Genomic DNA, 24,832 nt, shown 5'->3' on the forward strand with positions numbered 1-24,832 from the left:
GGGTTACAGGACGCGCGTCATCCCCTACGCTGGCCGCACCCGGAAGCCACGCCGAGTGAAGGGGCACCGTGTCCGAGGGAGAGGACGACCCCCGCCTGTCCGCCGAGGGTGAGCTTGCGCTGGCCCGACTCGCGCTGGAGGAGGGCGACCTGCGGCACGCCGCCGGTCACGTCGCCGGCGCGATCGCGTACGCCCCGACCATGCCCGAGGTGCACGAGACGCTGGCCCGGATCGCGGCGGCCAGCGGTGGCGGCATCGACCTGTTCCCCCTCGACCAGCACGTCTTCGTCGGAGCCGTGGTGGCCCGCGCCCACCTGCTGGCCGCCGCCGGCCGCCCCGGCGAGGGCCTGGAGCTGCTCGCCGCGGCGACCGGGCACGCCCCGCAGGCCGACTGGGCCGGGGTGCCCTGGGTCACCGCCCCGGAACTGGCCGAACGCCTCGACCCGGAGCGGGGCGCCCGGATCCTGATGCAGGTCTGCGCGGCCGTCCCCGATCCGGTGCCCCGGGCCGCCCGCGCGCCGCTGCGGCCGTACCTCACCCTGGCCCGGCACGCGGTCGCCGTGCACGCCGGGCACGGGCTGCTGCTGGGCGCGGCGTCCGCGCTGGCCCGGCGGGTCGGCGAGACCGACCTGGCGATCCGGTGGGCCACCAAGGGGGTACGCGCGCAGCCGTCCAAACTCGGCGAGGTCTGGCTCGGGTACGCGTACCGCAGCGCCGGCCGGACCCGGGAGGCGCTGGCCGCGCTCGCCCGCGCGGTCGAGCACGACCCGGACGACCTGGCGGTGTACGCGGACATCGCCGGCACGCTGGCCGACCACGGCCGGCTCGACGAGGCGCTGGAGTGGGTCGACCGGGCGCTGGCCCGGGATCCGACCTTCGACTGCGCGGTGCACACCGCCCACCGGCTCCGGCACCAGCGCGACGGCCGGGTCGGGCACCTGGTGGCGCTGGCCGACTTCGTCCGGGACCATCCGGACGACTCACACGAGCACGGTGACCTGGCCGAGTCCTGCCGGGGCCGGCCCTGGCTCGGTCAGCTGACACCGGCCGGCGGGCCGGCCGTGGACGCCCTGCGCCGGTTCGTCGACACCGACCGTCGCCCCGGCGAACGGCCGCTGCGGCTGCCGTACCCGGCGTCGCCGAGCGCGCTGCGGGCGCTGGCCGTGGTCCGCCCCGGGCTGCGGGTGGAGGTCGACCGGGTGACCGGCCCCGACCCGCGCGAACCCCGCCGGGCCGACGCCCGTCCGCTCTGGCGGTACGCCGACGGCACCGCCGTACCGCTGCTCTCCCCGCCCTCCGCCGACGCGGTGGAGCGGATCCGGCAGCTCGCCCATCCGGCCTGGCCGCACCCGCCGGCCGCGTACGACGCGGCGGTCGGCCTGGCCACCCTGGACGTCACCGACCTGCTGGCCCTGTTGGTGCACCCGCCGGCCGCCCCGTCGACGGCGCTGGGGCTGGTGCTCGGGCAGGACCCGGCGCTGTGGATCCGCTGCGTGCAGGTCTGGGCCTGCCTCGGGCTGCTGCACCACCGCACCGACGAGCCGTGGGCCGACTCGACCCGCCGCCGGGTGCTGCTCGACCTGGTCTGGGGGGTGGAGGACTGGGTCACCGAGTGTGCGCTGTTCGCCCTGGTCACCGCCGCCTGGGTGGACCCCTCGGTGCGCCCCGACGTGGCCCGGGTGGTGGCCGGGCGGCTGGCCGACGCGGCCGAGGTGGCCCGGGAGCGCCCGGTGCCGATCGCCGTCTCGCTGGCCCATCTGGCCCTCGCCACCCCGGACCTGGACGAGGGCAGCACGGCGTTGGCCTGCCGACTGGTCGCCGACCCCGCACCGCGCGCCGGTCTGCTCCGCCGGCTGTGGCGCCGGCTCACCCGCTGACCGGCCGGCGCGGGCACGGTCAGCTGGTGGGCCGGGGTGCGGTCAGCTGGTGGGGCTGGGGGTGCGGTCGGGCTCGGCGGCCGGGACGCCGCTGGCCGGGGTCCCGGCGGACGGCCGGTGCGGGCCGGCCGGGGTGTCGGCGGACGGGTCGCCCGGAATGTCGGCGGACGGCCGCTCCGGGTCGCCCGGGCCGGAGCGCAGCGGCAGTTCCCGGATGAACCAGGCGAGGAACGGGACGGCCACGGTGAACAGCACCGACCAGAGGAAGACGTGCCCGATGGCGTCGGCCAGGCCGCCCAGCACCGCCTCGCGCAGCGGGGCGGGCAGGTTCTCCAGGGAGACCGGGTTGACGCCCGGCTCGCCGCCGCCGCCGGCCACCGCCGCGCCGGCCGGGCTGCCGGCGAGCCGGTTGGCGAAGATCGCGCCGAACAGCGAGATGCCGAACGAGCCACCGATGGACCGGAAGAAGGTGGCCGCGCCGCTGGCCGCGCCGAGGTCCCGCTGTTCCACGCTGTTCTGCGCGATCAGCATGGTGGTCTGCATGAGGAAGCCCATGCCGGCGCCGAGCACCACCATGTAGAGCCCGGACGTGGTCCGGCTGGTGTCGGCGTCCAGCAGGGCCAGCAGGGCCAGGCCCGCCGTCATCACCACACCGCCGACGATCGGGTAGATCCGGTACCGGCCGGTGCGGGTGATGGCCCGGCCGACGACCAGCGAGACCACCAGCATGCCGAACATGAGCGGCAGCAGCAGCAGACCGCTCTCGGTGGCCGAGGCGCCCTGCACGGTCTGCTGGTAGAGCGGCAGGAAGCTCATCGCGCCGAACATCGCGAAGCCGACCAGGAAGCCCAGCACCGAAACGATGGCGAAGTTGCGGTTGGCGAACAGCGCCAGCGGCAGGATCGGCTCGGTCACCCGCCGCTCGACCAGGGTGAACGCGATCAGGGAGAGCACCGCGAGACCGGCCAGCCCGAGGATCTGCGGGGAGAGCCAGTCGTACTCGGTGCCGCCCCAGGTGGTGATCAGCACGACGGCGGTGATGCCGACCGACAGCAGCGCGGCCCCCCACCAGTCGATCCGGTGCTCGGTGCGGTACTTCGGCAGCTTCAGGGTGGCGACCAGCAGGATCAGGGCCAGCCCGCCGAGCGGCAGGTTGACGTAGAACGCCCACCGCCAGGAGAGGTGGTCGGTGATGAAGCCGCCGGCCAGCGGGCCGGCGACCATCGCGATCGCCATGACACCGGCGAAGAGCCCCTGGTAGCGGCCCCGTTCCCGGGGGGACACCAGGTCACCGATGATCGCCATCACGCCGACCATCAGGCCGCCGGCCCCGAGGCCCTGGAGCGCCCGGAAGGCGATGAGCTGGACCATGCCGCCGTCCGGGCCGCCGAGCAGCGACGAGCCGGACATGCCGCAGAGCGCGGAGGCGACGAGGAAGATGCCGACCGAGCTGAGGAAGACCGCCTTGCGGCCGTACAGGTCGCCGAGCTTGCCCCAGATCGGCGTGGAGACGGTGGTGCCGAGGACGTACGCGGTGACGACCCAGGTGAAGTGGTTGAGCCCGCCGAACTCGCCCACGATCCGTGGCAGCGCGGTGCTGACGATCATGTTGTCGAGCATCGCGAGCATCATCGTGATCATCAGCGCGACCAGGATGAGTCTTACGTTGGGTTTCGCCGCGGTCTGGTGGGTCTGGGTCATTGGGGCTCCCCGAGAGACGTGACCGACTTACTTGCCGACCGGCTAGCTATCTTACTTGCCGGACGGTAAGTTGGGCAGCGGAACTCGTCAAGGGAATTGGAGGATGGAGTGAGCCAGGGCACCGGCGGCACGCGCGAGCGCATCCAGGCGGTCGCGCTGGAACTCTTCACCGAGCAGGGGTACGAGAAGACCTCGCTGCGGGAGATCGCCGAACGCCTCCAGGTGACCAAGGCGGCGCTCTACTACCACTTCAAGAGCAAGGACGAGATCGTCAGCAGCTTCGTCGAGGACCGGCTGACGGTGATGGACGAGCTGGTCGCCTGGGCCGAGTCCCGGCCACCCACCCTGGCCACCCGGCGTGAACTGGTCGCCCGGTACGCCGAGGAGATGTTCGGCCACGGTAACCCGTCGGTGCTGCGGTTCTTCGAACAGAACCAGACCACGCTGAAGAGCCTGCCGGCCGGTCAGCACCTACGGGAGCGGATGGCCCGGCTGGCCGACGCGCTGGCCCGGGGCGCGGAGTCACCGACCGACCAGCTCCGGGCCGCACTGGCGCTGTTCGCCGTACACACGAGCTGGTTCACCCTCCGCGCCCCCGGGATCAGCGACGACGAGCGCAAGAAGCACGCCCTGACGGTGGCCGACGAGTTGCTCGCCGCGATCGGGGACGGCCCGCCGCCGGTCGCGGCGGGCCAGCAGCCGGTCACCGCCGGCCAACCGCCCGTGGCGGCAGGCTAGCGCGCCCGACCGGCGGGACCTCGCCGCGCCGGCACCGGTCGGCCGCTCCGCCCCCTTCCGGAGCAGGAGCGCCGTCAGTTGGAGCAGAAGAGCGTGACGTGCCCGTTGTAGTAGGTCGGGGTGACCTCGGTGGTGTAGGCGTTGGCCACCCAGCAGTGCAGGATCGGGTTGAACCCGGCCAGTTCGGCCTGCCGCTTGGCGTCGCTCTCCGCCGCCCACAGGGCGAACGACGGGGTGGAGCCGATCCCCCAGCCCCCGAACGAGCCGAACCCGCTCGTCCCGGCGTCCGCCGCGCTGGCGGGGGCCGCACCGGCCAGCAGCGACACGGTGGCCGCACCGGTGACGGCGGTGGCCGCGAGGATCTTACGGATCGTACGCATGGCAGCTCCGTTCTGTTCGATGGACAGCCCCGAGCCTGACACAGCCATCGATGTCTATCAATTTATTGACGGATAGCGGTCAACAAGTTGACAGAGCGTAGAAGATCCAGTCGGAGTGCCAGCAGGTCCACCCCGGGCAACGGTGACCAGTCCCGCTCCGGTACCCGGACGAACCCGAGCCGGGTGTAGAGCCGATGGGCCGACGCGGCGAGACCGTCCCGTACGCAGATCGCCACCGCCGTGCAGCCGCACTCCGCCGCCCGGCTGAGACAGGCCCGGACGAGCGCCTCCCCCACCCCCCGACCCTGCGCGGACGGCGCCACCGCCAGCATCCGGAACTCGGCCTCCCCCGGCCGGGAGATCTCGGCGTACCGGCCGCCGGGCAGCGTGAAGGTCACCGAACCGAGCACCGCGCCGGTCACCTCGTCCACGGCGACCAGCACCTCGCCATGCTCGGCCCGGGTCGCCACGTCGGCCAGCACCGCGGCGTAGGCGGACTCGTCGCCGAGCTGACCGTCCGCCTCGTACGCGCCGACGGTCAGCTCGGCCACCGCCGGGAAGTCACCCGGCCGAACGGTACGGATCAGCACGTCAACCGATGACCGCGATCAGGTCGCCGTCCTGCACCACGTCACCCTCGTTCACCGCGAGCTGCTGCACCACGCCGTCGGACTCCGCGACCACCGGAATCTCCATCTTCATCGACTCCAGGATCACCAGGGTGTCCCCCTCGGACACGGTGTCCCCGGTCGACGCGACGACCTTCCAGACGTTCGCCACCATCTCGGCCCGGATCTCCTCGGCCATCGGACGGCCCTCCCTCTCCACGGGTTGCCTGCGAACGGTAATCCAACCACGCCGACGCCGCGCGTCGGGGCACGTCCGCCGACCTGACTCGACCCCCGGAGCACGTCTGCGGACCTGGGTTCGGTTCCCGGGGTACGGCTCCGGCGCCCGGGAGGTCCGCCACCGGACCGGCCCGCCGCGCGGCCACCGGGCCGGGCCGTGGCGCGGCCACCGACCGTCAGGTCAGCCCCGGCAGGTGGGGGTGGGGACCGTCGGCACTAGCATCAGCGGGTCGGACCGCGGACGCCGAGAGACCCGGTGCGCGACCGGCACCGGCCGCGTAGCGGCCGACCACGTTCTGACGAGGAGGTCACCATGGCGAAGAAGGCCCGTAAGAAGAAGGCCCGTAAGAAGAGCAGCGCCAACCACGGCAAGCGCCCCAACTCCTGATCGACGGCGGGCCCGGCCCGCCGACACGGTCGAGGTACCGGCCCCCGGGCCGGAAACGCCGGTGGCCCGGGTCGAGGCTCGACCCGGGCCACCGGTACGTTCCGGCCGTACTCAGTCGGCCAGCTCGCGGGACTCCGTCGTCTCGAAGACGACCAGCTCAGTGAGTCGGACCCGGAGCCGCTCGCGCAACTGCGCCGGAGCGGTCTCGTTGCCGCAGCACCGGGCGACCAGCGCCTTGACCTCCTGCTCGATGCCGTACTCCCGCAGGCACGGGCCGCACTCGTCGAGGTGGTGCCGGATCAGCCGCTGCCGCTCCTCCTCGCACTCCAGGTCGAGGTAGAGGTAGACCTCCGCCAGCACCTCGCGGCAGTCCGTCTCGTGGGGCTCCCCACAGCTCACGTCACACCTCCCGGCCGGCGGCGGCGGTCGAACCACCCGAGGAACGGGCGGCGGAGAAACCGCGCTCCGTCGCATAGCGCTCGAGCAGCTTCCGCAGATTACGTCGACCACGGTGCAGTCGGGACATCACGGTACCGATCGGCGTACCCATGATGTCCGCGACCTCCTTGTAGGAGAAGCCCTCGACGTCGGTCAGGTAGACGGCCAGCCGGAACTCCTCCGGGAGCTGTTGCAGGGCCTCCTTGACGTCGCTGTCCGGGAGCCGGTCCAGCGCCTCGGTCTCGGCCGAACGCAACCCGCTGGAGGTGTGCGACTCGGCCTCGGCGAGCTGCCAGTCGGTGATCTCCTCGGTCGGTGCCTGGATCGGCTGGCGCTGCCGCTTCCGGTAGGAGTTGATGTAGGTGTTGGTCAGGATCCGGTAGAGCCAGGCCTTCAGGTTGGTGCCCTGCTCGAACTGGTGGAAGGCGGCGTACGCCTTCAGGAACGTCTCCTGGACCAGGTCCTCGGCATCCGCCGGGTTACGGGTCATCCGCAGCCCGGCAGCGTAGAGCTGATCGACGAAGGGCAGCGCGTCACGCTCGAAGCGCGCCCGGCGCTCGTCCGTCTTCTCGGTGGTCAACCGCACATCCCCTCGCGTCGGATGCTTTCCCGCCGAGAATACGCGCCCGGACCTGTCCGCAGATTCACTTTCCCGTGGTGTGCTCGTGCTCACCGCCTCCGGTCCGAACGGTTCCCCCGTCGCCGGCCACTCCGGCCCGTGCAGCAGGCGTCGTAGCCGCTGCGCTCCCCGTTCGTCCTGTTCCCGGCTCCGTGTCCCGGTCGGCACCGGCCACCCCCTCACGCGGTCTGTTCGTCCAGGGGTTCCAACGCCGCCGCACCGGTGACGCATTCCGGCCCCGTTCCCGGCCCCGGCGGCACCGGGGTGACGCTGGGACCGGGAAGGGCCTGGGAGGGCGGTCCCGTCCGGCCGAACCGGCCGACGGCACCAATCGATGCAACGACCCGCCCCGCGCGCCGGTCACGGCCCGCCCGGACGGTGATCGCCGGCACCGGAAGCGCCGTCCGGTGACCATCGTCACCGCAACCGGCCGACGACGGCCGGGGCGGCCGGCGTCAGGAGCGACGGGCACCAGAGGCGAGCGGCGGGCGCCAAGGGCGACAGCCGTCCGGGGCGGCGGACGCCAGGGGTGACAGCCGTCAGGGGTGACAGCCGTCAGGGGCGGCGGGCCCAACCGTGGTCGGACAGCCACCCGACGACCAGGGCGGCGACCGGCCCCGGATCCCGACGCAGGTCGTGTCCCTCGCCCGCGCGGACCTCCACCCGGACGGTCGGCCCGGCGGCCGGCACCCCGAACGGGTCCCGGTCGCCGTTGACCACCAGCGTGGGCAGACCGGTGTCGAGTTCCGCGGCCCGGGACCGCTCCGGCCGCTTCGGCGGGTGCAGCGGGAACGCCAGGGCGACGATGCCCACCGCGCCGACCGCGCCGGCGGTCCGGCAGGCCACCCGGGCACCGCTGGACCGTCCACCGACCACCACCGCACCGACGGTGGGATGCCGCACCCGCAGCGCGGCCAGCACGCCGCTCCACGCCTCGTCCAGGTGCCCGGCGGGGGCCGGTGCGCGTCGCCCGGCGAGCCGGTAGGGCTGGGTGACCCGCGCCACGATCACCCCGGCGCGGACCGCCGCGTCCCGGAGCGCGACGAGATCGGGTGCGTCCACTCCGCCGCCGGCGCCGTGGCCGAGCACGAGCAGGCTCGTCGCCGGCCCGGCCGGCGGGTCGACGTCCACCCGGGCCGGGCCGCGGGGAGTCTCGATCTCCGCGTGGTACCGCACCGGGCCATTCTTCCGCCGGCCCGGCCGGCACGTCCGCCGGGCCCGCCGGGAAACCGCCGACACCTCCGCCGGGCCCGCCCAGAAACCGCCGGCACGTCCGCCAGGACGCTCTGGATGTCGGGCCCCGGCCCTCAGAGCCACGGCGGACACGTCGAAGGCCGCAGCGGACCGCTGAGGGTGCCGACGGCGCGACTCAGGAGAGCGGGACCAGGGCCAGCAACTGGTCCCGGACCGGCGGACCGGCCTCGTCGGCCGCGTCCGGATCCGGTTGTACCTCGTTGCGCCAGGCGACCAGCATGGCCCGCCGTTCCCGGGGTGTGGTGCCGCCCCACACGCCGTGACAGTCACCCACCTCCAGCGCCCAGGCCAGGCAGGATCCCTGCACGTCACAGCTACGACAGAGCGCCACGGCCGCGTCGGCCGGCTCGTTGGGCGCCGGAAAGAACGTTTCCGGGTCCACGCTCTGGCAGGTTCCTCTGGTCCGCCACGCGTCGTCCTGCCGTCGCTCGCGCAGTGCCCGCAACAGTCGCGGATCCCGGCGTGCGGCGGCCACCTCGTGCGGGCGGGGCATTCGCGCCCGTGTCATCAAACCCACCTCCCCCGTGGGACCGGCAAGATCGGTGGTCGCCGTTCGCACCGTGCGAATCGACACCCACTACCGGCGCTGTGTTCTATCGCACTTGGACACACGGGGACAAGAGTCTGCCGGAAAGATGGCACAACACGTGCCCGACGATTCGTCAGCAACACTGGCAAATCAGCACGCGACAATACGCCGACGACGTTCAGAACAGCGGCATTTCCGCGGTCGATCGCGGATCCTCCCGGGCTCGTCGGGGTGCCGGCACATCGGGCACCCGGGCGGTGAGTTCCGGCCCGGAGTTACGGACGTTGCCGACCGCCGCCCCGACCGGCCGGATCTCCAGCCCGGCCAGCCATTCCTCGTCCGCGCCGAGCAGGGCGGACGGATCCCCGGTCGGGGCCAGCCACGGCTCCCAGCGGGTCGGCGGCAGCAGCACCGGCATCCGCTCGTGCACCCCGGCCAGCGCACCGGTCGCGGCCGTGGTGAGCACGCTGCACGTCAGCCAGGGACCGTCCGGGCCCCGCCACACCGACCAGATGCCGGCCAGCGCCAGCACGTCGCCGTCGGCCCGGGTCAGGAAGTAGGGCTGCTTGCCGCCGTCGGTACGGGCCCACTCGTACCAGCCGTCGGCCGGGACCAGGCAGCGGCGACGGGCGAACGGGCCGGCGTACGCGCGGCTGGTCGCCACGGTCTCCGACCGGGCGTTGATCATGCGGGCCCCGGCCGAGGGTGATGTCGCCCACGGCGGCAGCAGCCCCCACCGGGCCAGCGACAGCGCCCGCTCGCCGGCGTCGTCGACCCGGACCACCGGCACCGGCTTCGTCGGCGCGACGTTCCAGTCCGGCCGGTGCCGGCCGTCGGTGTCGTCGTACGCCTCGAAGAGCTGGCTCAGCGTCCCGGAGCTCCGGGTGGTCGCGTACCTGCCGCACATGGCGGACACGCTAACCCGCCGCGCGTCCTGCGGCTGTCCCGCCAACCGGGAGAGGGCGCGACGGGTTTCTCCGCGAGCGCCCCGGAACCGGCAGAATGTCACCGTGGGGAATCTGACCGCCATCCGGCCGCAACAGCCGTGGACCGCACCGACCGCCACCGACCCGGTCTCGACGACGCTGCGGTTACCGGGCTCCAAGTCGCTGACCAACCGGGCCCTGGTGTTGAGTGCCCTGGCCAGTGGCCCGTCCACCCTCTCCCGGCCGCTGCGCGCCCGGGACACCGAGCTGATGGCCGGTGCGCTCCGGGCGATGGGCGCGCACATGTCGATCGCCGACGACGACCGGTGGCTGGTCCGGCCGCACCCGCTGGTCGGTCCGGCGCACGTCGACGTGGGGCTGGCCGGCACGGTGATGCGGTTCGTCCCGCCGGTGGCCGGGCTGACCGACGGCCGGGTGACCTTCGACGGCGACCCGCACGTGCGTACCCGGCCGCTCGGCCCGCTGGTCGGGGCGCTGCGCTCGCTCGGCGTCCGGATCGACGTCACCGGGCCGGGGAGCCTGCCGCTGGCCGTGCTCGGCACCGGCCGGGTGGCCGGCGGCGAGGTGGTCATCGACGCCTCCGCCTCCAGTCAGCTCGTCTCCGGCCTGCTGCTGGCCGCCCCGCGCTTCGACCGGGGCGTGGTGGTCCGGCACGTCGGCCCACCGGTGCCGTCCGCCCCGCACCTGCGGATGACCGTGCAGATGCTGCGCGCCGCCGGGGCGGCCGTCGACGACGGTACGCCGGACGTCTGGACGGTCGAGCCCGGTCCGCTCAGCGGCCGGGTCTGGGAGATCGAACCGGACCTGTCCGGTGCCGTCCCGTTCTTCGCCGCCGCGCTGGTCACCGGGGGTGAGGTGACCCTCCAGGGCTGGCCGCGCGGCAGCGCCCAGCCGGTCGAGCGGCTCCGTGCGCTGCTGCACGAGATGGGCGGGCAGGTGAGCCTCTCCACCGCCGGGCTGACCGTCCGGGGCACCGGCAGCGTGCACGGCATCACCGCCGACCTGTCCGACGTCAGCGAGCTGACCCCGGTGCTGACCGCGCTCGCCATGCTCGCCGACTCCCCGTCGGTGTTCACCGGCGTCGCCCACATCCGGGGCCACGAGACCGACCGGATCGCCGCGCTGGCCCGCGAGTTCGCCGGGCTCGGCGCGGACGTCACCGAGTCGCACGACGGGCTGGAGATCCGGCCCCGGCCGCTGCGCGCCGGGACGTTCCGCACGTACCACGACCACCGGATGGCGCACGCCGCCGCGGTCACCGGGCTGGTGGTGCCCGGCATCGACCTGGACGACGTGGGCTGCACCTCGAAGACCATGCCCGAGTTCCCGGCACTATGGTCGCAGATGGTGACCGGCAAGAGCTGACGGACAAGGGGGCGCGGTCCTGGCGACCAGACGACGCGAGTACGACGAGGACGACGTCCGGGTCCGGCCCGGGAAGTCGTCGCGCCCCCGTACCCGGACCCGCCCCCGGCACGCCGACGCGGTGGACGGTTTCGTGATCGCCGTCGACCGGGGCCGGTACACCTGCGTGCTCGCCGACGTCGACCCGGACGTACCCACCGTCACCGCGATGCGCGCCCGTGAGCTGGGCCGCAAGTCGGTGGTGGTCGGCGACCGGGTCGGGCTGGTCGGTGACGTCTCCGGCGCGCCCGGCGCGCTGGCCCGGATCGTCCGGATCGCCGAACGCCGGTCGGTGCTGCGGCGGACCGCCGACGACGACGAGACCACCGCCGAAGGACGGCTGGAACGGGTGGTGGTCGCCAACGCCGACCAGTTGGTGATCGTGAGTGCGCTGGCCGACCCGCCACCGCGTACCGGGTTCATCGACCGCTGTCTGGTGGCCGCGTACGACGCCGACATCGAACCGCTGCTCTGCCTCACCAAGGCCGACCTGGCCGGCCCGGAGGCCGTCCTCGGGTACTACGCCGAGCTGGACCTGGCGCACGTGCTGGTCCGGCCGGACTCCGACCTGACCGAACTGCGCGACCTGCTCGCCGGCCGGGTCTCGGTGCTGGTCGGGCACTCCGGGGTGGGCAAGTCGACGCTGGTCAACCGGCTCGTCCCGGCGGCCGAGCGGGCGGTCGGCGTGGTCAGCGCGATCGGCCGGGGCCGGCACACCTCGACCAGCGCGGTGGCGCTGCGGCTGCCCCCGGTGCCCGGTTCCCGGACCGACCCGGGCTGGATCGTCGACACCCCCGGGGTACGCAGCTTCGGGCTGGCGCACGTCTCGGCGGAGAGCCTGCTGCACGGCTTCCCGGACCTGGTCGACGCCACCGTCGACTGTCCGGCGAACTGCGAGCACACCGCCGACGAGCCGGACTGCGCGCTGGACGCCTGGGTGGCCGCCGGCAAGGCCGACCCGCGCCGGCTGGCGTCGTACCGCCGCCTGCTGGCCTCCCGGTCCGGTGAGGGCGACCAGCGCGAGCCCGACCAGCGGAATCCCGGCGACCCGTTGGAGGGGTCGTGACGGTGGCGTCGCTACCGTTCCGGTCATGACCGGGTACGCCGACGACCTCGCCCTCGCCCACCTGCTCGCCGACGCGGCCGACGCGGTGTCCACCGCCCGTTTCCGCGCCCTCGACCTGCGGGTCGAGGCGAAGCCCGACCTGACGCCGGTCTCCGACGCGGACACCGCCGTGGAGCGGGAGATCCGTGCCCTGCTCGCCACCCACCGGCCCGCCGACGGGCTGGTCGGCGAGGAGTACGGCGAGCAGCCGGCCACCGGCCCGACCGGGCGGCGCTGGGTGGTGGACCCGATCGACGGCACCAAGAACTTCGTCCGGGGGGTGCCGATCTGGGCCACCCTGATCGCGTTGCTGGAGGGCGACCGGCCGGTGCTCGGGCTGGTCTCCGCCCCGGCGCTGGGCCGGCGCTGGTGGGCGGCGGTCGGCGCGGGCGCGTACGCCGGCCCGGACGCGGCGCACGGCGAACCGGTCCGGGTGTCCGGGGTGGGCCGGCTCGCCGACGCCAGCTTCTGCTACGCCTCGCTGGACGGCTGGGAGGCCACCGGGCGGCTGGACGCGATGCTCCAGCTGATGCGGGACACCTGGCGCAGCCGCGCGTACGGCGACTTCTACGGCTACATGCTGCTGGCCGAGGGGGCGCTGGACGTGATGGTCGAGCCGGAGCTGTCGCTGTGGGACATCGCCGCGCTGGTGCCGATCGTCACCGAGGCCGGCGGCACGTTCACCGACCTGGCCGGGGCACCCGCCCCCGGCGACGGCAGTTCGGTGGCGACCAACGGCCCGTTGCACATCGACGTCCTCGACCGGCTGGGTCGGCCTGCCGAGCGTTGACCCGGGGCACCATCTATCCTCGCCGAGTGTCTTCCTCCGGTTGGTGCTTCCTCGCGGCGATGATCGTCGCGTACGGCATCGCCAACCTGCTCCAGTCGGTCGCCGCGGCCCGGACGACCGTGCACCACACCTTCGATCCGGGGCTGCTGCTGCGGCTGGCCTGCCACCGCACCTACCTGGTGGGGTTGTTCTGCCAGGTGGCCGGGTTCGTGCTGGCCTTCCTGGCCCGGCGGGACCTGCCGCTGTTCCTGGTGCAGGCGAGCGTGGCCGCCGGGCTGGGGGTCACCGCCGTGCTCGGGGTGCTGGTGCTCAAGTGGCGACTGCCGATGGCCGAGGTGGCCCTGCTCGGCCTGCTGTTCGGCGGGATCACCGCGTTGGTGCTGGCCGCCCGGCCGGCCCCGTCCAAGCAGCTCGGGCCGGCCGGGCTGGTCGCCCTGGCGGTGACCCTGGTGGTCATCGGTCTGCTCGGCTTCTTCGCGGTACGGCTGCACGGCGCGCCCGGTTCGGTGGCGCTCGGCTCGCTGGCCGGGCTGGCCTTCTCCGCCGCCGCGGTGGCCGCCCGGCCGCTGGCGTCGGCGCACTCGACGGAGGCGTTCCTGCGTGACCCGCTGCTGTACCTGCTGATCGCCCACTCGATCGTCGGGCAGCTCCTGCTCGGCCTGGCGATGCAGCGTGGTTCGACCACGGCGGCGGTCGCCGCGATGGACGCCGCCGGGGCGGTGCCCGCCGCGATCGTCGGGCTGTTGCTGCTCAACGACAAGATCTGGCCGGGCCGGGAGTGGCTGGCCGCGGTCGGGTTCCTGGCCACCCTGGTCGCGGTGATCGGCCTGACCCGGTACGCCGAGCCGCAGCACCACCACCAGGTCGCCGCCCGCCGCGCCCGCCCGCCACGGCCCGCCGTCCCGGCTGACCCACTACGGCCCGCCGTCCCGGCTGACCCACTACGGCCCGCCGTGCCGGCTGACCCGCTACGGCCCGTCGTGCCGGCTGACCCGCTGCGGCCCGTCGTCTCCGGTGAGCTGACCGGTCACGCCTCGACCGGCTTGCGCCGGCCCACCACCCGCTCGTAGAGGCGCTCCAGCGCACCGGCGGTACGTTCCCAGGTGTAGCTGCACCGGACCCGGTCCACCGCCGCGTGCCCGTACGCGAACCGGCCGGCGTGGTCGGCGAGGAGGCGGCGCAGGGTCACCCCGAGGGCGCGGACGTCCCCGGGCGGCACCAGCTTGCCGGTCACCTCGTCCACCACCGCGTCGGCGATGCCGCCCATCGCGTACCCGACCACCGGTACGCCGCAGGCCATCGCCTCCAGCGAGACCCGGCCGGCGGAGGCGTAGTGCGGGGTGCAGGCGACCACGTCGGCCGACCGGTACCAGGTCGCCATCTGGTCGTGCGGGACCGCCCCGACCAGTTTCACCTGCTCGGCGACGCCGACCCGTTCGGCCAGCGCGCGCAGCCGGCGGGCCTCGGCGTGCCCGGTGAGCTGGTCGGCCGGCGGCCCGCCGGCGATCACCAGTTCCGCGTCGCCGACCAGCCGCATCGCCCGGATCAGGTCCTCGTGCCCGCTGAACGGCGCCAGAGCGCCGACGGTGAGGATCCGGGCCCGCTGGTCCCGGGGGGCGGCCTCCCCGTCCGGATGGAACTGCTCGGTGTCCACGCCGGTCGGCACCATCGCCACCGAGGCCCGTTGCAGTCCCATCCGGGTCAGCTCGTCGACCTCGTCGTTGCACTGGGCCACCGCCATGTCGACGGCCCGGGTCAGCGCCCGTTCCAGCGGGATGCGCTCCCCCGGGCCGGCGTACGCGCGGCCGAGGTGACGCAGTTGCTCGACGCCGAGCGAGTGGAAGGTCTGCACGACCGGGATGTCGGTCTCCCGGACCGCGTGCGCGGCGGCCAGGCCACCGACCCAGTAGTGGCCGTGCACCACCTCGGGCCGCCAGTCGCCGGCCCAGCGGTCGGCCAGCCAGCCGCCGAACTCGGGCACGTACGGCACCAGTTGGGCGGTGGGCAGGGGGGCGGGCGGCCCGACCGGCACCAGTTCCAGGTGGTAGCCGTCCCGGGACGCGTGCTGCGGGACGTCGGGGTCGTCCCGCCGTTCGTACACCCGGACGTCGTGGCCCCGGACCGCCAGCTCGGCGGCGACCCGGGCGATGTGCTGGTGCGTACCGACGACGGGACCGTCGGTCCGCCGGGTCGGGCCGGCGTGCGCGCAGACAAGGCCGACGCGCATGGTCACCTCCATGCGGTTCACGAGCTACGGTCCTCCGGTCAGAGGGTCCCATTAACCTGGTGCGAAGGAGCCAAAACCTGGCAGATCAGGATCGGTCGGACCGGCGGAGCCGCCGGTGGTTGCGGTCACCGTCGGCCCTGGCGTACCTGCCCCGGAACGGCCCGGGGAAACCACCCGTCCGGTACGGCGGCCGTCGTACCCGGCACCGCCGCCCCGGCTCCCCCATCGGGCGCGCCCCCTCCCGGGCACGATCCGGCCCTGGCCACGATACGGTCACGGCCACGATCCGGCCCCGGGGCACGATCCGGTCACGGACGCGATCCGGCCGCGGGCACGCGCATGGGAACCGCCGGTCCGGGTACGGGCGGAGAATGCCACTCACCCGCCGCCCGGCCCCGACGCGTACGGTCGGACGCATGACTCACCGGAGGGACCTGTGGGCGGCCAGGTGAGCCGGTTGGACGGGTGGTCCGACGGCCCGGTGGACCGGCCGGATGCGCGGTCGGAGCAGGGCATGCACAATAGGGCGACTATGCCTACGGACGTGCGCTGCCAGGTGGAGACGGACGAGTCGTCCGCCCTGGTCCGGCTGACCGGGGCGCTCGACGCCTCCGGCGTCCCCGGCGTCCGTGACGCGCTACTCGTCCGGCTCGCCGACCGGCCCGGTCCGACGGTGGTGGACGTCGCCGCGCTCCGGGTACTCGACCCCGCCGCCCGCACGGTCTTCGCCGAGGTACGCCGGACGGTCGCCGACTGGCCCGCGGCCGACCTGCTGGTCTGCGACCCGGCCGGCGGTTGGACGGTCGACGGCGACCCGGTCTGGCCGAGCCCGGAGCCGGCGCTGGCGCTGGCCGGACGGCCGTCGGCGGCCGGTCTGGCCGTCGAGCTGACGCCCTCGGTGGGCGCCGCCCGCCAGGCCCGGGACCTGATCGCGCTCGGCTGCACCCGGTGGGGGCTGCCCGAGCTGGTGGAGCCGGGGGCCATCGCGGTGACCGAGATGGTCAACAACGTGGTGGCGCACGCCCGGACCGCGATGACCGTGCGCCTGGCCCCGCACGAGCGCACGCTGCGCCTGGCGGTACGCGACCACTCGTCCCGGACGCCCCGGTTCACCGGTCTCGCCCCGCTGAACTCCACCGGTGGTCGGGGACTGCTGCTGATCGACACGGTGGCCCGGCGCTGGGGCAGCACCCCGCTGCCGGACGGCAAGCTGGTGTGGGCGGTCCTGTACGTCGAGGACGAGCTGACCCGCTGACCGTTTGATCCGGTTTTCGGATGCCGGACGCGGTTACCCGGGGTGGGCAGTGGGTAGTGCTCAGCCATGCGCGACGACGAGTACCCGACTCCCCTGTCCGACCCCGAGGCGGAGGGCCTGCCCGACACCGCCGACGACGACTCCACCGCCAACGACGACGTGGACACCGGTCGTGAGGCGGACGGCCCGGAGCCGGCGCAACTGCCCGGTGACCGGACGCCGGTCGCGGTGGACCGGTTCGGGGCCACCGCCGAGGAGCAGCTCACCGGCGAGTCGCTGGACTACAAGCTCGACCGGGAGCAGTACGAACGTGCCGCCGACGACCCGCTGGCCGCTCCGGTCGACCCGGACATCGCGGCCGAGGCGGACAGCGAGGAGGCCGCCGCGCAGGCCCAGCTCGACGCCGACGTGATCGATCCCGGTCCCACCTCCGACCCGCACTCCCCTGTCTCGGTCTACGACCACGGCCAGCTGGGCGGGGTCTCCGACGCACAGGTCGGCCGGCTGGTGGAACCGGACGAGGGGGTACGGTCCGACTCCGAGAGCGACTCCGTCGCGTACGACGCCGGGGCGGCCGGCGGTGGGGCGAGCGCCGAGGAGCTGGCGATCCACGAGACCCGCCCGCCGGAGGCGCACTGACCCGGCCGGTCGGCGGCCCGGAGGGCCCGGACCGGCCCAGGAGGTCGGCGGGCCCGGGGCCGCGTCCGCCGGCCGTCGGCGGTGCCGCCGCGACCGGGCTGACCGGTCGTCGTCGAGTCAGTCGTCGTCGAGGCCGCGGGCGATCGCGTAGCGGGTCAGCTCGACCCGGTTGTGCAGGTGCAGTTTGCCCAGCGTGTTCTGCACGTGGTTCTGCACCGTCCGGTGCGACAGGCCCAGCCGGGCGGCGATCTGCTTGTACGACAGTCCCTTCGCCACCAGGCGCAGCACCTCGGTCTCCCGTTCGGTGAGCCGGGGTGCGTCGCCGTCTCCGGCGGGCCGCGCCGGCTGCGCGGCCAGCCGGCGGTACTCGCCGAGCACCAGCCCGGCCAGCCCGGGGGTGAACACCGCGCCGCCGCGCGCGGTCCGTCGGACGGCGTCCAGGAACTCGGCCGCCGCGGCGGACTTGAGGAGGTACCCGGTGGCGCCGGCCTTCACCGCCTCCAGCACGTCCTGCTCCTCGCCGCTGGCCGAGAGCATCAGCACCCGTACCGTCGGCAGCGCCGCCCGCAGCCCCCGGATCACCTCGACCCCGCTGGCGTCCGGCAGGTGCAGGTCCAGTACGACGACGTCGGGGCGGGCCGCGGCGGCGATCCGTACCGCCTGTCGGCCCTCGCCGGTGGTGGCCACCACCAGATGACCGGCCTCGGTGAGGTCCCGCGCCACCCCGTCCCGCCACATCGGGTGGTCGTCGACCACCATCACCCGGACCGCCCCGCCCGCGTCGCCCTCGCCCTCGCTCACCCGGCCACCCTAGTCAGTGGCGCGGCAGGACCAGTTCCAGCTCGGTGCCCTCACCTGGGGTGGAGGTGATGGTGGCGGTGCCGCCGAGGTCGGCCAGCCGGCCGTGGATGGACTGGGCCACCCCGAGCCGGCCCTGCGCGGCCGCCTCGGACAGCCGGCCGGGGGCGATGCCGGGACCGGCGTCCCGGACCGACACCCGCACCAGCGGCCCCTCGTCCTCGACGAGCACCCAGGCCCGGCCGCCGCCGTGCCGGGCCACGTTGTCCAGCGCCGCCGCGACCGCGGCGGCCAGTTCCCGGGCCGGGTGCGCCGCCAGGGGTACCGGGGTGGCCGGGGCGGCCAGCGACACCGCCGGGCTGGCGTACCGGTGCAGCAGGGCCCGCAGGTCCAGGGTGCCGGCGTCGTCCCCGGCCCCGGGTGCGGCGGTGGCGGCACCGGCCCGGCGGGCGGGTGCCGGACCGGTGGCGATCAGGGCGCGCAAGGCGGCCTCCTGCTCCCCGGCGAGCCGGGCGAGTTCGCCGGCCTCGCCGTCGAGGTGCGCGCCGCGCCGCTGCACCAGGGCGAGTACCTGGAGCACCGAGTCGTGGATGTCCCGGGCCAGGCGTTCCCGTTCCCGGGTCGCCGCCTCCAGCTCGACCGCCCGCTGGAGCCGTTCCTCGGCGGTCACCGCCAACCGGGCGACATGCCCGACGACCACGCCGGCGAGCAGCATCAGCACCGTGCCGTTGAGCGCGGACGGGGTGGTCAGACCGCGCACCGCGAGGTCACCCGCGCCGAGCACCAGGGCGGCCACCGTGCCCCGTCGCCGGCCGCCGGAGACCGCCCAGGCCAGCACCGGGCCGCCGAGCCAGGTCACGGCGAGGGCGGGCACCCCGGCGGCGAGCGCCGCGCGACCGACCACCCACGGGCTGAGCAGCAGGATCCCGAGTACGACCCCGAGGTCCGCCAGGAGCAGCGGCCAGTCCCGGCGGGCCGGCCGGGCGTACGCGTACGCGGTGTACGCCGTCCAGCCGGCCATCACCGCCAGCACCGGCCAGGCGGCCAGCGGGTGGGCGTACCGGTGGGCGTCGCGTACCACCAGCACGCAGACGTAGGCGAGCGCGGCGACTCGGTACACGACGATGGCCCGCCAGAGCGGGACCGTCAGCCCGCCGGACGGGGTCGACATGGGCAGCAGGATGTCACACGGGCCGGGCGGGCCGGCGGGGTCGGTACGGGCTGCCACGGCAAACCTGACGTAGGGTGGAAAAGCCCCGAAAAACCCTCTTGGAAGCCGGTGGCGGTAGGCCATGACGAACGCCGGACGCCCCGGACCGCGTACGGTTGTGCCCATCGAATCTTCCCTGCTGATCGCCGAAGCCTTCGACCAGGCCCAGGTGACGGAGCTGCGACACTCCGTCACCTCCTGTGTGCGTGCCGCCGGCCTGTCCGGGCAGCGCCTGGACGACTTCGTGCTGGCCGTGAACGAACTGATCACCAACGCGGTCCGGCACGGTGGCGGCCGGGGCTGGCTACGGCTCTGGCAGGAGTCCGGCGACGTGCTCTGCGAGGTCTCCGACCACGGCCGGGGCATCAGCGCCCAGCGGCTCAACGACCGGAGCCGACCGGCCCCGGACACCGCCGGCGGCTGGGGGCTCTGGCTGGCCCGGGAACTCAGCGACACCATGCGGGTCGAGACCGGCACGGCCGGCACGACGGTACGCATCAGCGCCGCCCTCGGCAGCCGGCAGCCCGCCGGCCCGGGGGACTGACGGACCCGACCCGACCCGGGTACGGTGCTGCTGGTGAGCCCGGAACACGTCGCCGCCATCGATCAGGGCACCACCTCCTCCCGGTGCATCGTCTTCGACCGGGCCGGCGAGATCGTCGCCGTCGCCCAGCACGAGCACCGGCAGGTCTTCCCCCGGCCCGGCTGGGTGGAGCACGACGCCGAGGAGATCTGGGCCAACGTCGAACGGGCGGTCCGGGAGGCGCTGGCGGCGGCCGGCATCGGCCCGGAGGGGCTGGCCGCGGTGGGCATCACCAACCAGCGGGAGACCACCGTGGTGTGGGACCGGGCCACCGGCCGCCCGGTCGCCAACGCGATCGTCTGGCAGGACACCCGGACCGGGGAGATCCTGCGGGAGCTGGACGAGGAGCTGTTCCGGTCCCGCAGCGGCCTGCCGTTGGCCACCTACTTCGCGGGGCCGAAGCTGCGCTGGCTGCTGGAGAACGTCGACGGGCTGCGGGCGCGGGCCGAGGCCGGCGAGGTGCTGTTCGGCACCATGGACAGCTGGCTGATCTGGAAGCTCACCGGCCGGCACGTCACCGACGTGACCAACGCCAGCCGGACCCTGCTGATGGACCTGACCACCCTGGACTGGGCCCCGGAGCTGCTCGACGCGCTCGGCGTACCGGCCGCCGTGCTACCGGAGATCCGCTCCTCGGCCGAGGTGTACGGCACCGCCACCGGGGTGCTGGCCGGGGTGCCGGTGGCCAGTGCGCTCGGCGACCAGCAGGCCGCCCTGTTCGGGCAGACCTGCTTCCAGCCGGGCGAGGCGAAGTGCACCTACGGCACCGGCAGTTTCCTGCTGCTGAACACCGGGGCGAGCCCGGTGCCGTCCGAACACGGCCTGCTCACCACGGTCGCCTACCGGATCGGCGACCAGCCGGCCGCGTACGCGCTGGAGGGGGCGATCGCGGTCACCGGGTCGCTGGTGCAGTGGCTGCGCGACAACCTGGGGCTGATCTCGACCGCCGCCCAGGTGGAGGAGCTGGCCCGCACCGTCGACGACAACGGCGGCTGTTACGTGGTGCCGGCGTTCTCCGGGCTGTTCGCCCCGTACTGGCGGTCCGACGCCCGGGGCGTGGTGGCCGGACTGACCGGCTACATCACCAAGGGCCACCTGGCCCGGGCGGTGCTGGAGGCGTCGGCCTGGCAGACCCGGGACGTGGTGGACGCCATGAACGCCGACTCCGACGTGGCGCTGCGCCGGCTGCGGGTCGACGGTGGGATGACCGCCAACGGCCTGCTGATGCAGTTCCTGGCCGACGTACTGGACGTGCCGGTGGTGCGGTCCCGGATCACCGAGACGACCTGTCTCGGTGCCGCGTACGCGGCCGGCCTGGCGGTCGGCTTCTGGCCGGACCTGGCGACCCTACGCGCCCAGTGGCGGTCCGACGCGCAGTGGACGCCGGCCATGGACCCGGCGCTGCGGGAGCAGGAACTGCGCCAGTGGCACAAGGCGGTGCAGCGCACCCTGGACTGGGCCGACTGACCGGCCCTCGTCCACCGGCGACCGCGCCGGCACGCCCACCGGTGCCGGCACGACCCACGCCACCCCCGGGGCGCGACCGGTGGTTCAGGTCCAGCGGTTGCCGGTGAGCTTCTCGTAGACGTCGACGTAGCGGGCCCGGGTCGCCTCGACCACCTCGGCCGGCACCTCGGGGGCCGGGGCCTGCTTGTTCCAGCCACTGCCCGCCGCCCAGTCCCGGACGTACTGCTTGTCGTAGGAGAACTGGGTGCGGCCGGGCTGGTACGACTCGGCGGGCCAGAACCGCGACGAGTCGGAGGTGAGTACCTCGTCGGCGAGGACCAGGGTGCCGTCCGGGGCCCAGCCCAGCTCGATCTTGGTGTCCGCGACGATGATGCCCCGGTCGGCGGCGAGTTCCGCACCCCGGCAGTACACGGCGATGGTGAGCTGCCGCAGTCGTTCGGCGGTCTCCGCGCCGACCTTCGCCACCACCTGTTCGTAGGTGATCGGCTCGTCGTGCTCCCCCAGCGGCGCCTTGGTCGACGGGGTGAAGATCGGCTCCGGGAGGATGGACGCCTCCACCAGGCCCCGGGGCAGCTCGACGCCGGAGACCGCGCCGGTGCGCTGGTACTCGGTCAGGCCGCCGCCGGTGAGATAGCCCCGGGCGACGCACTCGACCGGGACCATCTCCAGCCGCCGGCACCGGATGGCCCGCCCGGCGAACTCGGCCGGCACGTCGGTGGTGGAGACGACGTGGTTCGGCACGAGGTCGGCGAGCTGCTCGAACCACCACACCGACAGCGCGGTGAGCAGGCGGCCCTTGTCCGGGACGGGGGTGGGCAGGACCACGTCGTAGACGGAGATGCGGTCCGAGGCGACCAGGATCAGGTCGTCGCCGTCGGCGTAGACGTCCCGGACCTTGCCCGAGTGCAGTAGTTCCACGCGCCCTAGTAGACCACGAAGCGGTGCGGCACCCCGTGCCCCCATCAGCCGCACCGCACCGCTCCGCGCTCCCCACCGGCCATGCCGGGGACGTCGTTGGCCCGTGCGGCCGGGAGCAGGAGGACCGGGACGCGACCGGGTCGGCCACCGGTGCCCGAACCGCAGCCGGAAAGCGCTTTCTGGCGGTTCTATCCGGACCCTAGAGCGCCTGGAGATTGATGTCAATCACACTGGCCTTCCGGGCCGCACGTCCCGTACCGCCGGACGTTGACACCCCGCCGTACCACCTGCGTGAATGGTCCGATCCCATCCGGCCCGTCAGGAGTCGACCGTGTCCGCAGCGCCGCCCCCACCCCGCCGTCGCGCCGGTGCCGACCCGGGCCGACGCCGGGTGCTCGCCGGGCTGCTGGGTCTGCCTGCCGCCGCGACCGGCGGACTGACCGGGTGCCGGGCCGAGCGGGTGACGCCCACCGACACCGGTCCGGTCGAATTGTCGATCTTCTGGTGGGGCAGCGCCCGCCGCGCCCAACTGACCGAGCAGGCGCTGCGCCTCTACTCCGACCGGAACCCGGCGGTCACCTTCCGGGTCACCTGGCAGGGGCTCGACGGCTACTACGAACGGCTCGCCACCCAGGCGGTCGGCGGCAACGTCCCCGACCTGTTCCAGATCGACGACACCTTCCTCACCGAGTACGCCCGCCGGGACATCCTGCTCGACCTGAGCCGGTACGTCGCCGACGGCCGGCTCGACCTCAGCGGCCTGCCCACCGGCCTGGTCCGCTACGGCCAGGTCGAGGGCCGGACCATGGCGGTGGCCGCCGCGCAGAACTCCGCCGCGCTGGTGTTCAACCGCGACCTGCTGCGCCGACTGGACCAACCCGCCCCGTACAGCGGGATGTCCTACCCGGAGTACCTCACCTGGGCGGCGCAGGTGACCGAGGCCAGCGACGGCCGGGTCGCCGGCACCATGGACCCGTCCGGCGACCACCGGGCGCTCTGGCTCTGGCTACGCTCCCGGGGCAGCGAGTTCTACCAGGGCCGTAAGCTCGGGTTCGAGCTGCCCGAACTGATGGACTGGTTCGAGCTGTGGCAGCGCGCCCGGACCGCCCGGGCCACCCCGAGCGCCGCCCTGGTGCAGCAGGCCAACAGCGGCGAACTGGCCCGGCAGCTGGTGGTCACCGGCCAGAGCGCCGCCTCGTTCGCCTGGTCGAACCAGCTCGTCGAGCTCCAGCGCTACAGCCGCGACGAACTCGGCATCGTGAGCTGCCCCGGCCCGACCGGCGCGCAGTGGGCCCGCGCGTCGATGTACTGGGCCGGATTCCGGGGCACCCGGCACCCGGAGATCGTCGCCGACGTGATCAACTTCCTGACCACCAACGTGGAGGCCGGCCGGGTCCTCGGCTACGACCGCGGCCTGAGCCCTCACCTCAACATCCGCAAGTTCGTGGAGCCGACCATCCGGGACGCCTCGGTACGGCGTTCGGCGACCTTCGAGCTCGGCGTCGCCGACAGGTTCGGGTCGGCGCCCCCGCCCCCGCCCACCGGCCACGCCCGGGTGCGCGACCTGCTGGTCGCCACCGCCGAGAGCGTGCAGTCGGGCCGGACGACGATCCGGGCCGCGACCTGGCGGTTCATGGGCCAGGCCGCCGCCGCCCTGGCCGCCTGAACCAGCCGGTCCGACGCACCGGCGGCGGGCCGGGTGGGCCGTCGCGCACTGCGGCCCACCCGGTGTTCACCGGGCCGCACCGTCGTGCCGTCACCGGGGGCCGCGCCGCCCCCGCGTCATCCGGATCAACAGCACGACCACCACGGCCACCACCACCAGGCAGCAGAGCAGACCGATCAGGCCGAAGCCACCGCCCCGGGACCGCCGCCGGGCGGCCTCCACGACCAGCTCACCCGGGCCGGTGGACGCCCACGCGGCGACCGGCACGAACACGGAGAGCACCACCGTACCGAGGACGGCGCTCAGCCGGCCCCACCATCTGTTCCAGGAAGACATACCCCCCATCCTCGCCGAGGCGGGCAAGAACGGCACGCCGGTCTCCGCTGCCGGGTGCGGTGAGCCGCAGGACGGTGTCGGCGGGCCGACGACGACACCGGGAACGCGAAACGGCCCTCGGACGATCGTCCGAGGGCCGTTTCCGTGGTAGCGGGGACAGGATTTGAACCTGCGACCTCTGGGTTATGAGCCCAGCGAGCTACCGAGCTGCTCCACCCCGCGTCGGCTCGTTAACCCTAACGCATCTCCGGTCGGCCGGTCGCACGGGGGGCCACCCGGATCACTTTCCCTCGCTGCGGCCCGGACGGGAGGACATCGCAGAGGACATTCTCGTACACCACCTCCGGCTCGGGTACGGCGAGCCGGGACGACCGCCGCTCGCCGAGCAACCGGCTGGCCGGGGCTGGCACTGCCGATAACGGCGCGCAGATCACGTCCCCGAACGGAGACTGCCGGCTGCGCCGCAGAGGCTTCCACTCGCTCGCCACCGGACACAGGCTGGTGCCACGGCGCCACCGACGCACGAAAGAACCCCCAGGAGAAGATCCTGGGGGTTCTTTCGTCGTGGTAGCGGGGACAGGATTTGAACCTGCGACCTCTGGGTTATGAGCCCAGCGAGCTACCGAGCTGCTCCACCCCGCGTCGGCTGGTTAACCCTAGCGCAACCGGTCCCGAGGCTGCAAAACGGGCGGGCCCCGGTGCCCGACGACCGGTC

Annotated in this window: 25 protein-coding genes, 2 tRNA genes and 1 pseudogene; 12 read left to right on the forward strand and 16 right to left on the reverse strand. The window is 74.0% G+C overall.

From position 1 onward, the window contains the following. The first annotated feature begins 68 nt into the window (after positions 1–68). Positions 69–1,877 (forward strand): tetratricopeptide repeat protein, encoded by a 1,809-nt coding sequence (locus PVK37_RS01195; protein WP_275031815.1) that lies wholly within the window; start codon positions 69–71, stop codon positions 1,875–1,877. Between the two features lie 141 nt (positions 1,878–2,018). Here the strand turns inward: PVK37_RS01195 and PVK37_RS01200 are convergent. Further along, positions 2,019–3,578: pseudogene (locus tag PVK37_RS01200) on the reverse strand (MDR family MFS transporter); the annotation flags it as partial. Between the two features lie 108 nt (positions 3,579–3,686). Here PVK37_RS01200 and PVK37_RS01205 point away from each other — a divergent pair. Continuing rightward, a complete protein-coding gene (locus PVK37_RS01205; RefSeq protein ID WP_275031816.1) occupies positions 3,687–4,316 on the forward strand; it encodes a TetR/AcrR family transcriptional regulator in 630 nt (209 codons plus the stop codon). Positions 4,317–4,390: 74 nt separating this feature from the next. On the opposite strand, the gene PVK37_RS01210 is transcribed toward PVK37_RS01205, so the two are convergent. The 3 genes from PVK37_RS01210 to PVK37_RS01220 all read right to left on the reverse strand — a co-directional run bounded on the left by PVK37_RS01210 (position 4,391) and on the right by PVK37_RS01220 (position 5,503). Continuing rightward, positions 4,391–4,696, reverse strand: coding sequence for a hypothetical protein (locus PVK37_RS01210; RefSeq protein WP_275031817.1), 306 nt, complete (start codon positions 4,694–4,696; stop codon positions 4,391–4,393). 62 nt (positions 4,697–4,758) lie between these two features. Beyond that, positions 4,759–5,286, reverse strand: a complete 528-nt coding sequence (locus PVK37_RS01215) for a GNAT family N-acetyltransferase (RefSeq protein WP_275031818.1) — start codon at positions 5,284–5,286, stop codon at positions 4,759–4,761. Between the two features lies 1 nt (position 5,287). After that, on the reverse strand, positions 5,288–5,503 hold the full coding sequence (locus PVK37_RS01220; RefSeq protein ID WP_091447276.1) for a biotin/lipoyl-binding carrier protein: 216 nt from the start codon (positions 5,501–5,503) through the stop codon (positions 5,288–5,290). Positions 5,504–5,857: 354 nt separating this feature from the next. Between PVK37_RS01220 and PVK37_RS31770 the strand changes: the two genes are divergently transcribed. Beyond that, complete coding sequence (locus PVK37_RS31770; protein WP_369752275.1) at positions 5,858–5,932, forward strand: 50S ribosomal protein bL37; 75 nt, start codon at positions 5,858–5,860, stop codon at positions 5,930–5,932. A 111-nt stretch (positions 5,933–6,043) separates the two neighbouring features. On the opposite strand, the gene rsrA is transcribed toward PVK37_RS31770, so the two are convergent. From rsrA to PVK37_RS01245, 5 genes are all read right to left on the reverse strand, one after another. Next, on the reverse strand, positions 6,044–6,331 hold the full coding sequence (rsrA, locus tag PVK37_RS01225) for a mycothiol system anti-sigma-R factor (protein WP_275031819.1): 288 nt from the start codon (positions 6,329–6,331) through the stop codon (positions 6,044–6,046). A gap of 1 nt (position 6,332) precedes the next feature. Then, positions 6,333–7,157, reverse strand: coding sequence for a sigma-70 family RNA polymerase sigma factor (locus tag PVK37_RS01230; protein ID WP_275031820.1), 825 nt, complete (start codon positions 7,155–7,157; stop codon positions 6,333–6,335). A 387-nt stretch (positions 7,158–7,544) separates the two neighbouring features. Further along, entirely contained in the window at positions 7,545–8,165 is a 621-nt protein-coding gene (locus PVK37_RS01235; RefSeq protein WP_275031821.1) for an alpha/beta hydrolase family protein, read from the reverse strand. Positions 8,166–8,358: 193 nt separating this feature from the next. Then, positions 8,359–8,751, reverse strand: coding sequence for a WhiB family transcriptional regulator (locus PVK37_RS01240; RefSeq protein WP_275031822.1), 393 nt, complete (start codon positions 8,749–8,751; stop codon positions 8,359–8,361). Positions 8,752–8,950: 199 nt separating this feature from the next. Next, positions 8,951–9,679 carry an SOS response-associated peptidase gene (locus PVK37_RS01245; RefSeq protein ID WP_275031823.1) on the reverse strand — a complete coding sequence of 243 codons (729 nt, stop codon included), beginning with the start codon at positions 9,677–9,679 and terminating at the stop codon, positions 8,951–8,953. 103 nt (positions 9,680–9,782) lie between these two features. Between PVK37_RS01245 and aroA the strand changes: the two genes are divergently transcribed. The 4 genes from aroA (at position 9,783) to PVK37_RS01265 (ending at position 14,088) form a co-directional block, all read left to right on the forward strand. Beyond that, positions 9,783–11,084: a 3-phosphoshikimate 1-carboxyvinyltransferase gene (aroA, locus tag PVK37_RS01250; RefSeq protein WP_275031824.1), complete on the forward strand. Its 1,302-nt coding sequence runs from the start codon at positions 9,783–9,785 to the stop codon at positions 11,082–11,084. Positions 11,085–11,205: 121 nt separating this feature from the next. Next, positions 11,206–12,189: a ribosome small subunit-dependent GTPase A gene (gene rsgA, locus PVK37_RS01255; protein ID WP_275031825.1), complete on the forward strand. Its 984-nt coding sequence runs from the start codon at positions 11,206–11,208 to the stop codon at positions 12,187–12,189. A gap of 25 nt (positions 12,190–12,214) precedes the next feature. Next, on the forward strand, positions 12,215–13,018 hold the full coding sequence (gene hisN, locus PVK37_RS01260; protein ID WP_275031826.1) for a histidinol-phosphatase: 804 nt from the start codon (positions 12,215–12,217) through the stop codon (positions 13,016–13,018). A gap of 59 nt (positions 13,019–13,077) precedes the next feature. Next, positions 13,078–14,088 (forward strand): hypothetical protein, encoded by a 1,011-nt coding sequence (locus PVK37_RS01265; RefSeq protein WP_275035320.1) that lies wholly within the window; start codon positions 13,078–13,080, stop codon positions 14,086–14,088. Here PVK37_RS01265 and PVK37_RS01270 read toward each other — a convergent pair. Next, positions 14,046–15,245: a glycosyltransferase gene (locus PVK37_RS01270; RefSeq protein WP_275031827.1), complete on the reverse strand. Its 1,200-nt coding sequence runs from the start codon at positions 15,243–15,245 to the stop codon at positions 14,046–14,048. The two genes, PVK37_RS01265 and PVK37_RS01270, sit on opposite strands and share 43 nt — an antisense overlap. Before the next feature lie 532 nt (positions 15,246–15,777). On the opposite strand from PVK37_RS01270, the gene PVK37_RS01275 reads away from it, so the two are divergent. Continuing rightward, positions 15,778–16,500: an ATP-binding protein gene (locus PVK37_RS01275; RefSeq protein WP_275031828.1), complete on the forward strand. Its 723-nt coding sequence runs from the start codon at positions 15,778–15,780 to the stop codon at positions 16,498–16,500. A 66-nt stretch (positions 16,501–16,566) separates the two neighbouring features. After that, positions 16,567–17,139, forward strand: a complete 573-nt coding sequence (locus tag PVK37_RS01280; RefSeq protein ID WP_275031829.1) for a DUF5709 domain-containing protein — start codon at positions 16,567–16,569, stop codon at positions 17,137–17,139. Positions 17,140–17,256: 117 nt separating this feature from the next. Here the strand turns inward: PVK37_RS01280 and PVK37_RS01285 are convergent, their stop codons facing one another. Together PVK37_RS01285 and macS are read right to left on the reverse strand one after the other, a co-directional pair. Next, entirely contained in the window at positions 17,257–17,898 is a 642-nt protein-coding gene (locus PVK37_RS01285) for a response regulator (protein ID WP_275035322.1), read from the reverse strand. Between the two features lie 55 nt (positions 17,899–17,953). Beyond that, a complete protein-coding gene (macS, locus tag PVK37_RS01290) occupies positions 17,954–19,108 on the reverse strand; it encodes a MacS family sensor histidine kinase (RefSeq protein ID WP_275031830.1) in 1,155 nt (384 codons plus the stop codon). 121 nt (positions 19,109–19,229) lie between these two features. On the opposite strand from macS, the gene PVK37_RS01295 reads away from it, so the two are divergent. After that, entirely contained in the window at positions 19,230–19,691 is a 462-nt protein-coding gene (locus PVK37_RS01295) for an ATP-binding protein (protein ID WP_275031831.1), read from the forward strand. A gap of 33 nt (positions 19,692–19,724) precedes the next feature. Beyond that, positions 19,725–21,197, forward strand: a complete 1,473-nt coding sequence (gene glpK / locus PVK37_RS01300) for a glycerol kinase GlpK (RefSeq protein ID WP_275031832.1) — start codon at positions 19,725–19,727, stop codon at positions 21,195–21,197. Positions 21,198–21,281: 84 nt separating this feature from the next. Here the strand turns inward: glpK and PVK37_RS01305 are convergent, their stop codons facing one another. Next, positions 21,282–22,115, reverse strand: a complete 834-nt coding sequence (locus PVK37_RS01305; RefSeq protein ID WP_275031833.1) for a phosphoribosylaminoimidazolesuccinocarboxamide synthase — start codon at positions 22,113–22,115, stop codon at positions 21,282–21,284. A 331-nt stretch (positions 22,116–22,446) separates the two neighbouring features. Here PVK37_RS01305 and PVK37_RS01310 point away from each other — a divergent pair, with 331 nt between their 5' ends. After that, positions 22,447–23,781, forward strand: coding sequence for an ABC transporter substrate-binding protein (locus PVK37_RS01310; protein ID WP_275031834.1), 1,335 nt, complete (start codon positions 22,447–22,449; stop codon positions 23,779–23,781). Between the two features lie 90 nt (positions 23,782–23,871). On the opposite strand, the gene PVK37_RS01315 is transcribed toward PVK37_RS01310, so the two are convergent. The 3 genes from PVK37_RS01315 to PVK37_RS01325 form a co-directional block, all read right to left on the reverse strand. Next, a complete protein-coding gene (locus PVK37_RS01315; RefSeq protein WP_275031835.1) occupies positions 23,872–24,117 on the reverse strand; it encodes a hypothetical protein in 246 nt (81 codons plus the stop codon). A 145-nt stretch (positions 24,118–24,262) separates the two neighbouring features. Further along, a tRNA-Met gene (locus PVK37_RS01320) sits at positions 24,263–24,339 on the reverse strand. Between the two features lie 343 nt (positions 24,340–24,682). Next, positions 24,683–24,759 (reverse strand) — tRNA-Met (locus PVK37_RS01325). Between the last annotated feature and the right edge of the window lie 73 nt (positions 24,760–24,832).

Origin of the sequence: Micromonospora cathayae, assembly GCF_028993575.1 — a bacterium.
Lineage (GTDB): Bacteria > Actinomycetota > Actinomycetes > Mycobacteriales > Micromonosporaceae > Micromonospora > Micromonospora cathayae.

Bases quoted from the DNA above. Each gene is read 5' to 3' on its own strand.
- PVK37_RS01275 (WP_275031828.1), top strand. From the start codon at position 15,778: ATGCCTACGGACGTGCGCTGCCAGGTGGAGACGGACGAGTCGTCCGCC.
- PVK37_RS01265 (WP_275035320.1), top strand. From the start codon at position 13,078: ATGATCGTCGCGTACGGCATCGCCAACCTGCTCCAGTCGGTCGCCGCG.
- hisN (WP_275031826.1), top strand. From the start codon at position 12,215: ATGACCGGGTACGCCGACGACCTCGCCCTCGCCCACCTGCTCGCCGAC.
- PVK37_RS01280 (WP_275031829.1), top strand. From the start codon at position 16,567: ATGCGCGACGACGAGTACCCGACTCCCCTGTCCGACCCCGAGGCGGAG.
- macS (WP_275031830.1), bottom strand. From the start codon at position 19,108: ATGTCGACCCCGTCCGGCGGGCTGACGGTCCCGCTCTGGCGGGCCATC.
- PVK37_RS01295 (WP_275031831.1), top strand. From the start codon at position 19,230: ATGACGAACGCCGGACGCCCCGGACCGCGTACGGTTGTGCCCATCGAA.
- PVK37_RS01315 (WP_275031835.1), bottom strand. From the start codon at position 24,117: ATGTCTTCCTGGAACAGATGGTGGGGCCGGCTGAGCGCCGTCCTCGGT.
- PVK37_RS01210 (WP_275031817.1), bottom strand. From the start codon at position 4,696: ATGCGTACGATCCGTAAGATCCTCGCGGCCACCGCCGTCACCGGTGCG.
- PVK37_RS01270 (WP_275031827.1), bottom strand. From the start codon at position 15,245: ATGCGCGTCGGCCTTGTCTGCGCGCACGCCGGCCCGACCCGGCGGACC.
- PVK37_RS01240 (WP_275031822.1), bottom strand. From the start codon at position 8,751: ATGACACGGGCGCGAATGCCCCGCCCGCACGAGGTGGCCGCCGCACGC.
- PVK37_RS01220 (WP_091447276.1), bottom strand. From the start codon at position 5,503: ATGGCCGAGGAGATCCGGGCCGAGATGGTGGCGAACGTCTGGAAGGTC.
- PVK37_RS01285 (WP_275035322.1), bottom strand. From the start codon at position 17,898: ATGGTGGTCGACGACCACCCGATGTGGCGGGACGGGGTGGCGCGGGAC.
- PVK37_RS01245 (WP_275031823.1), bottom strand. From the start codon at position 9,679: ATGTGCGGCAGGTACGCGACCACCCGGAGCTCCGGGACGCTGAGCCAG.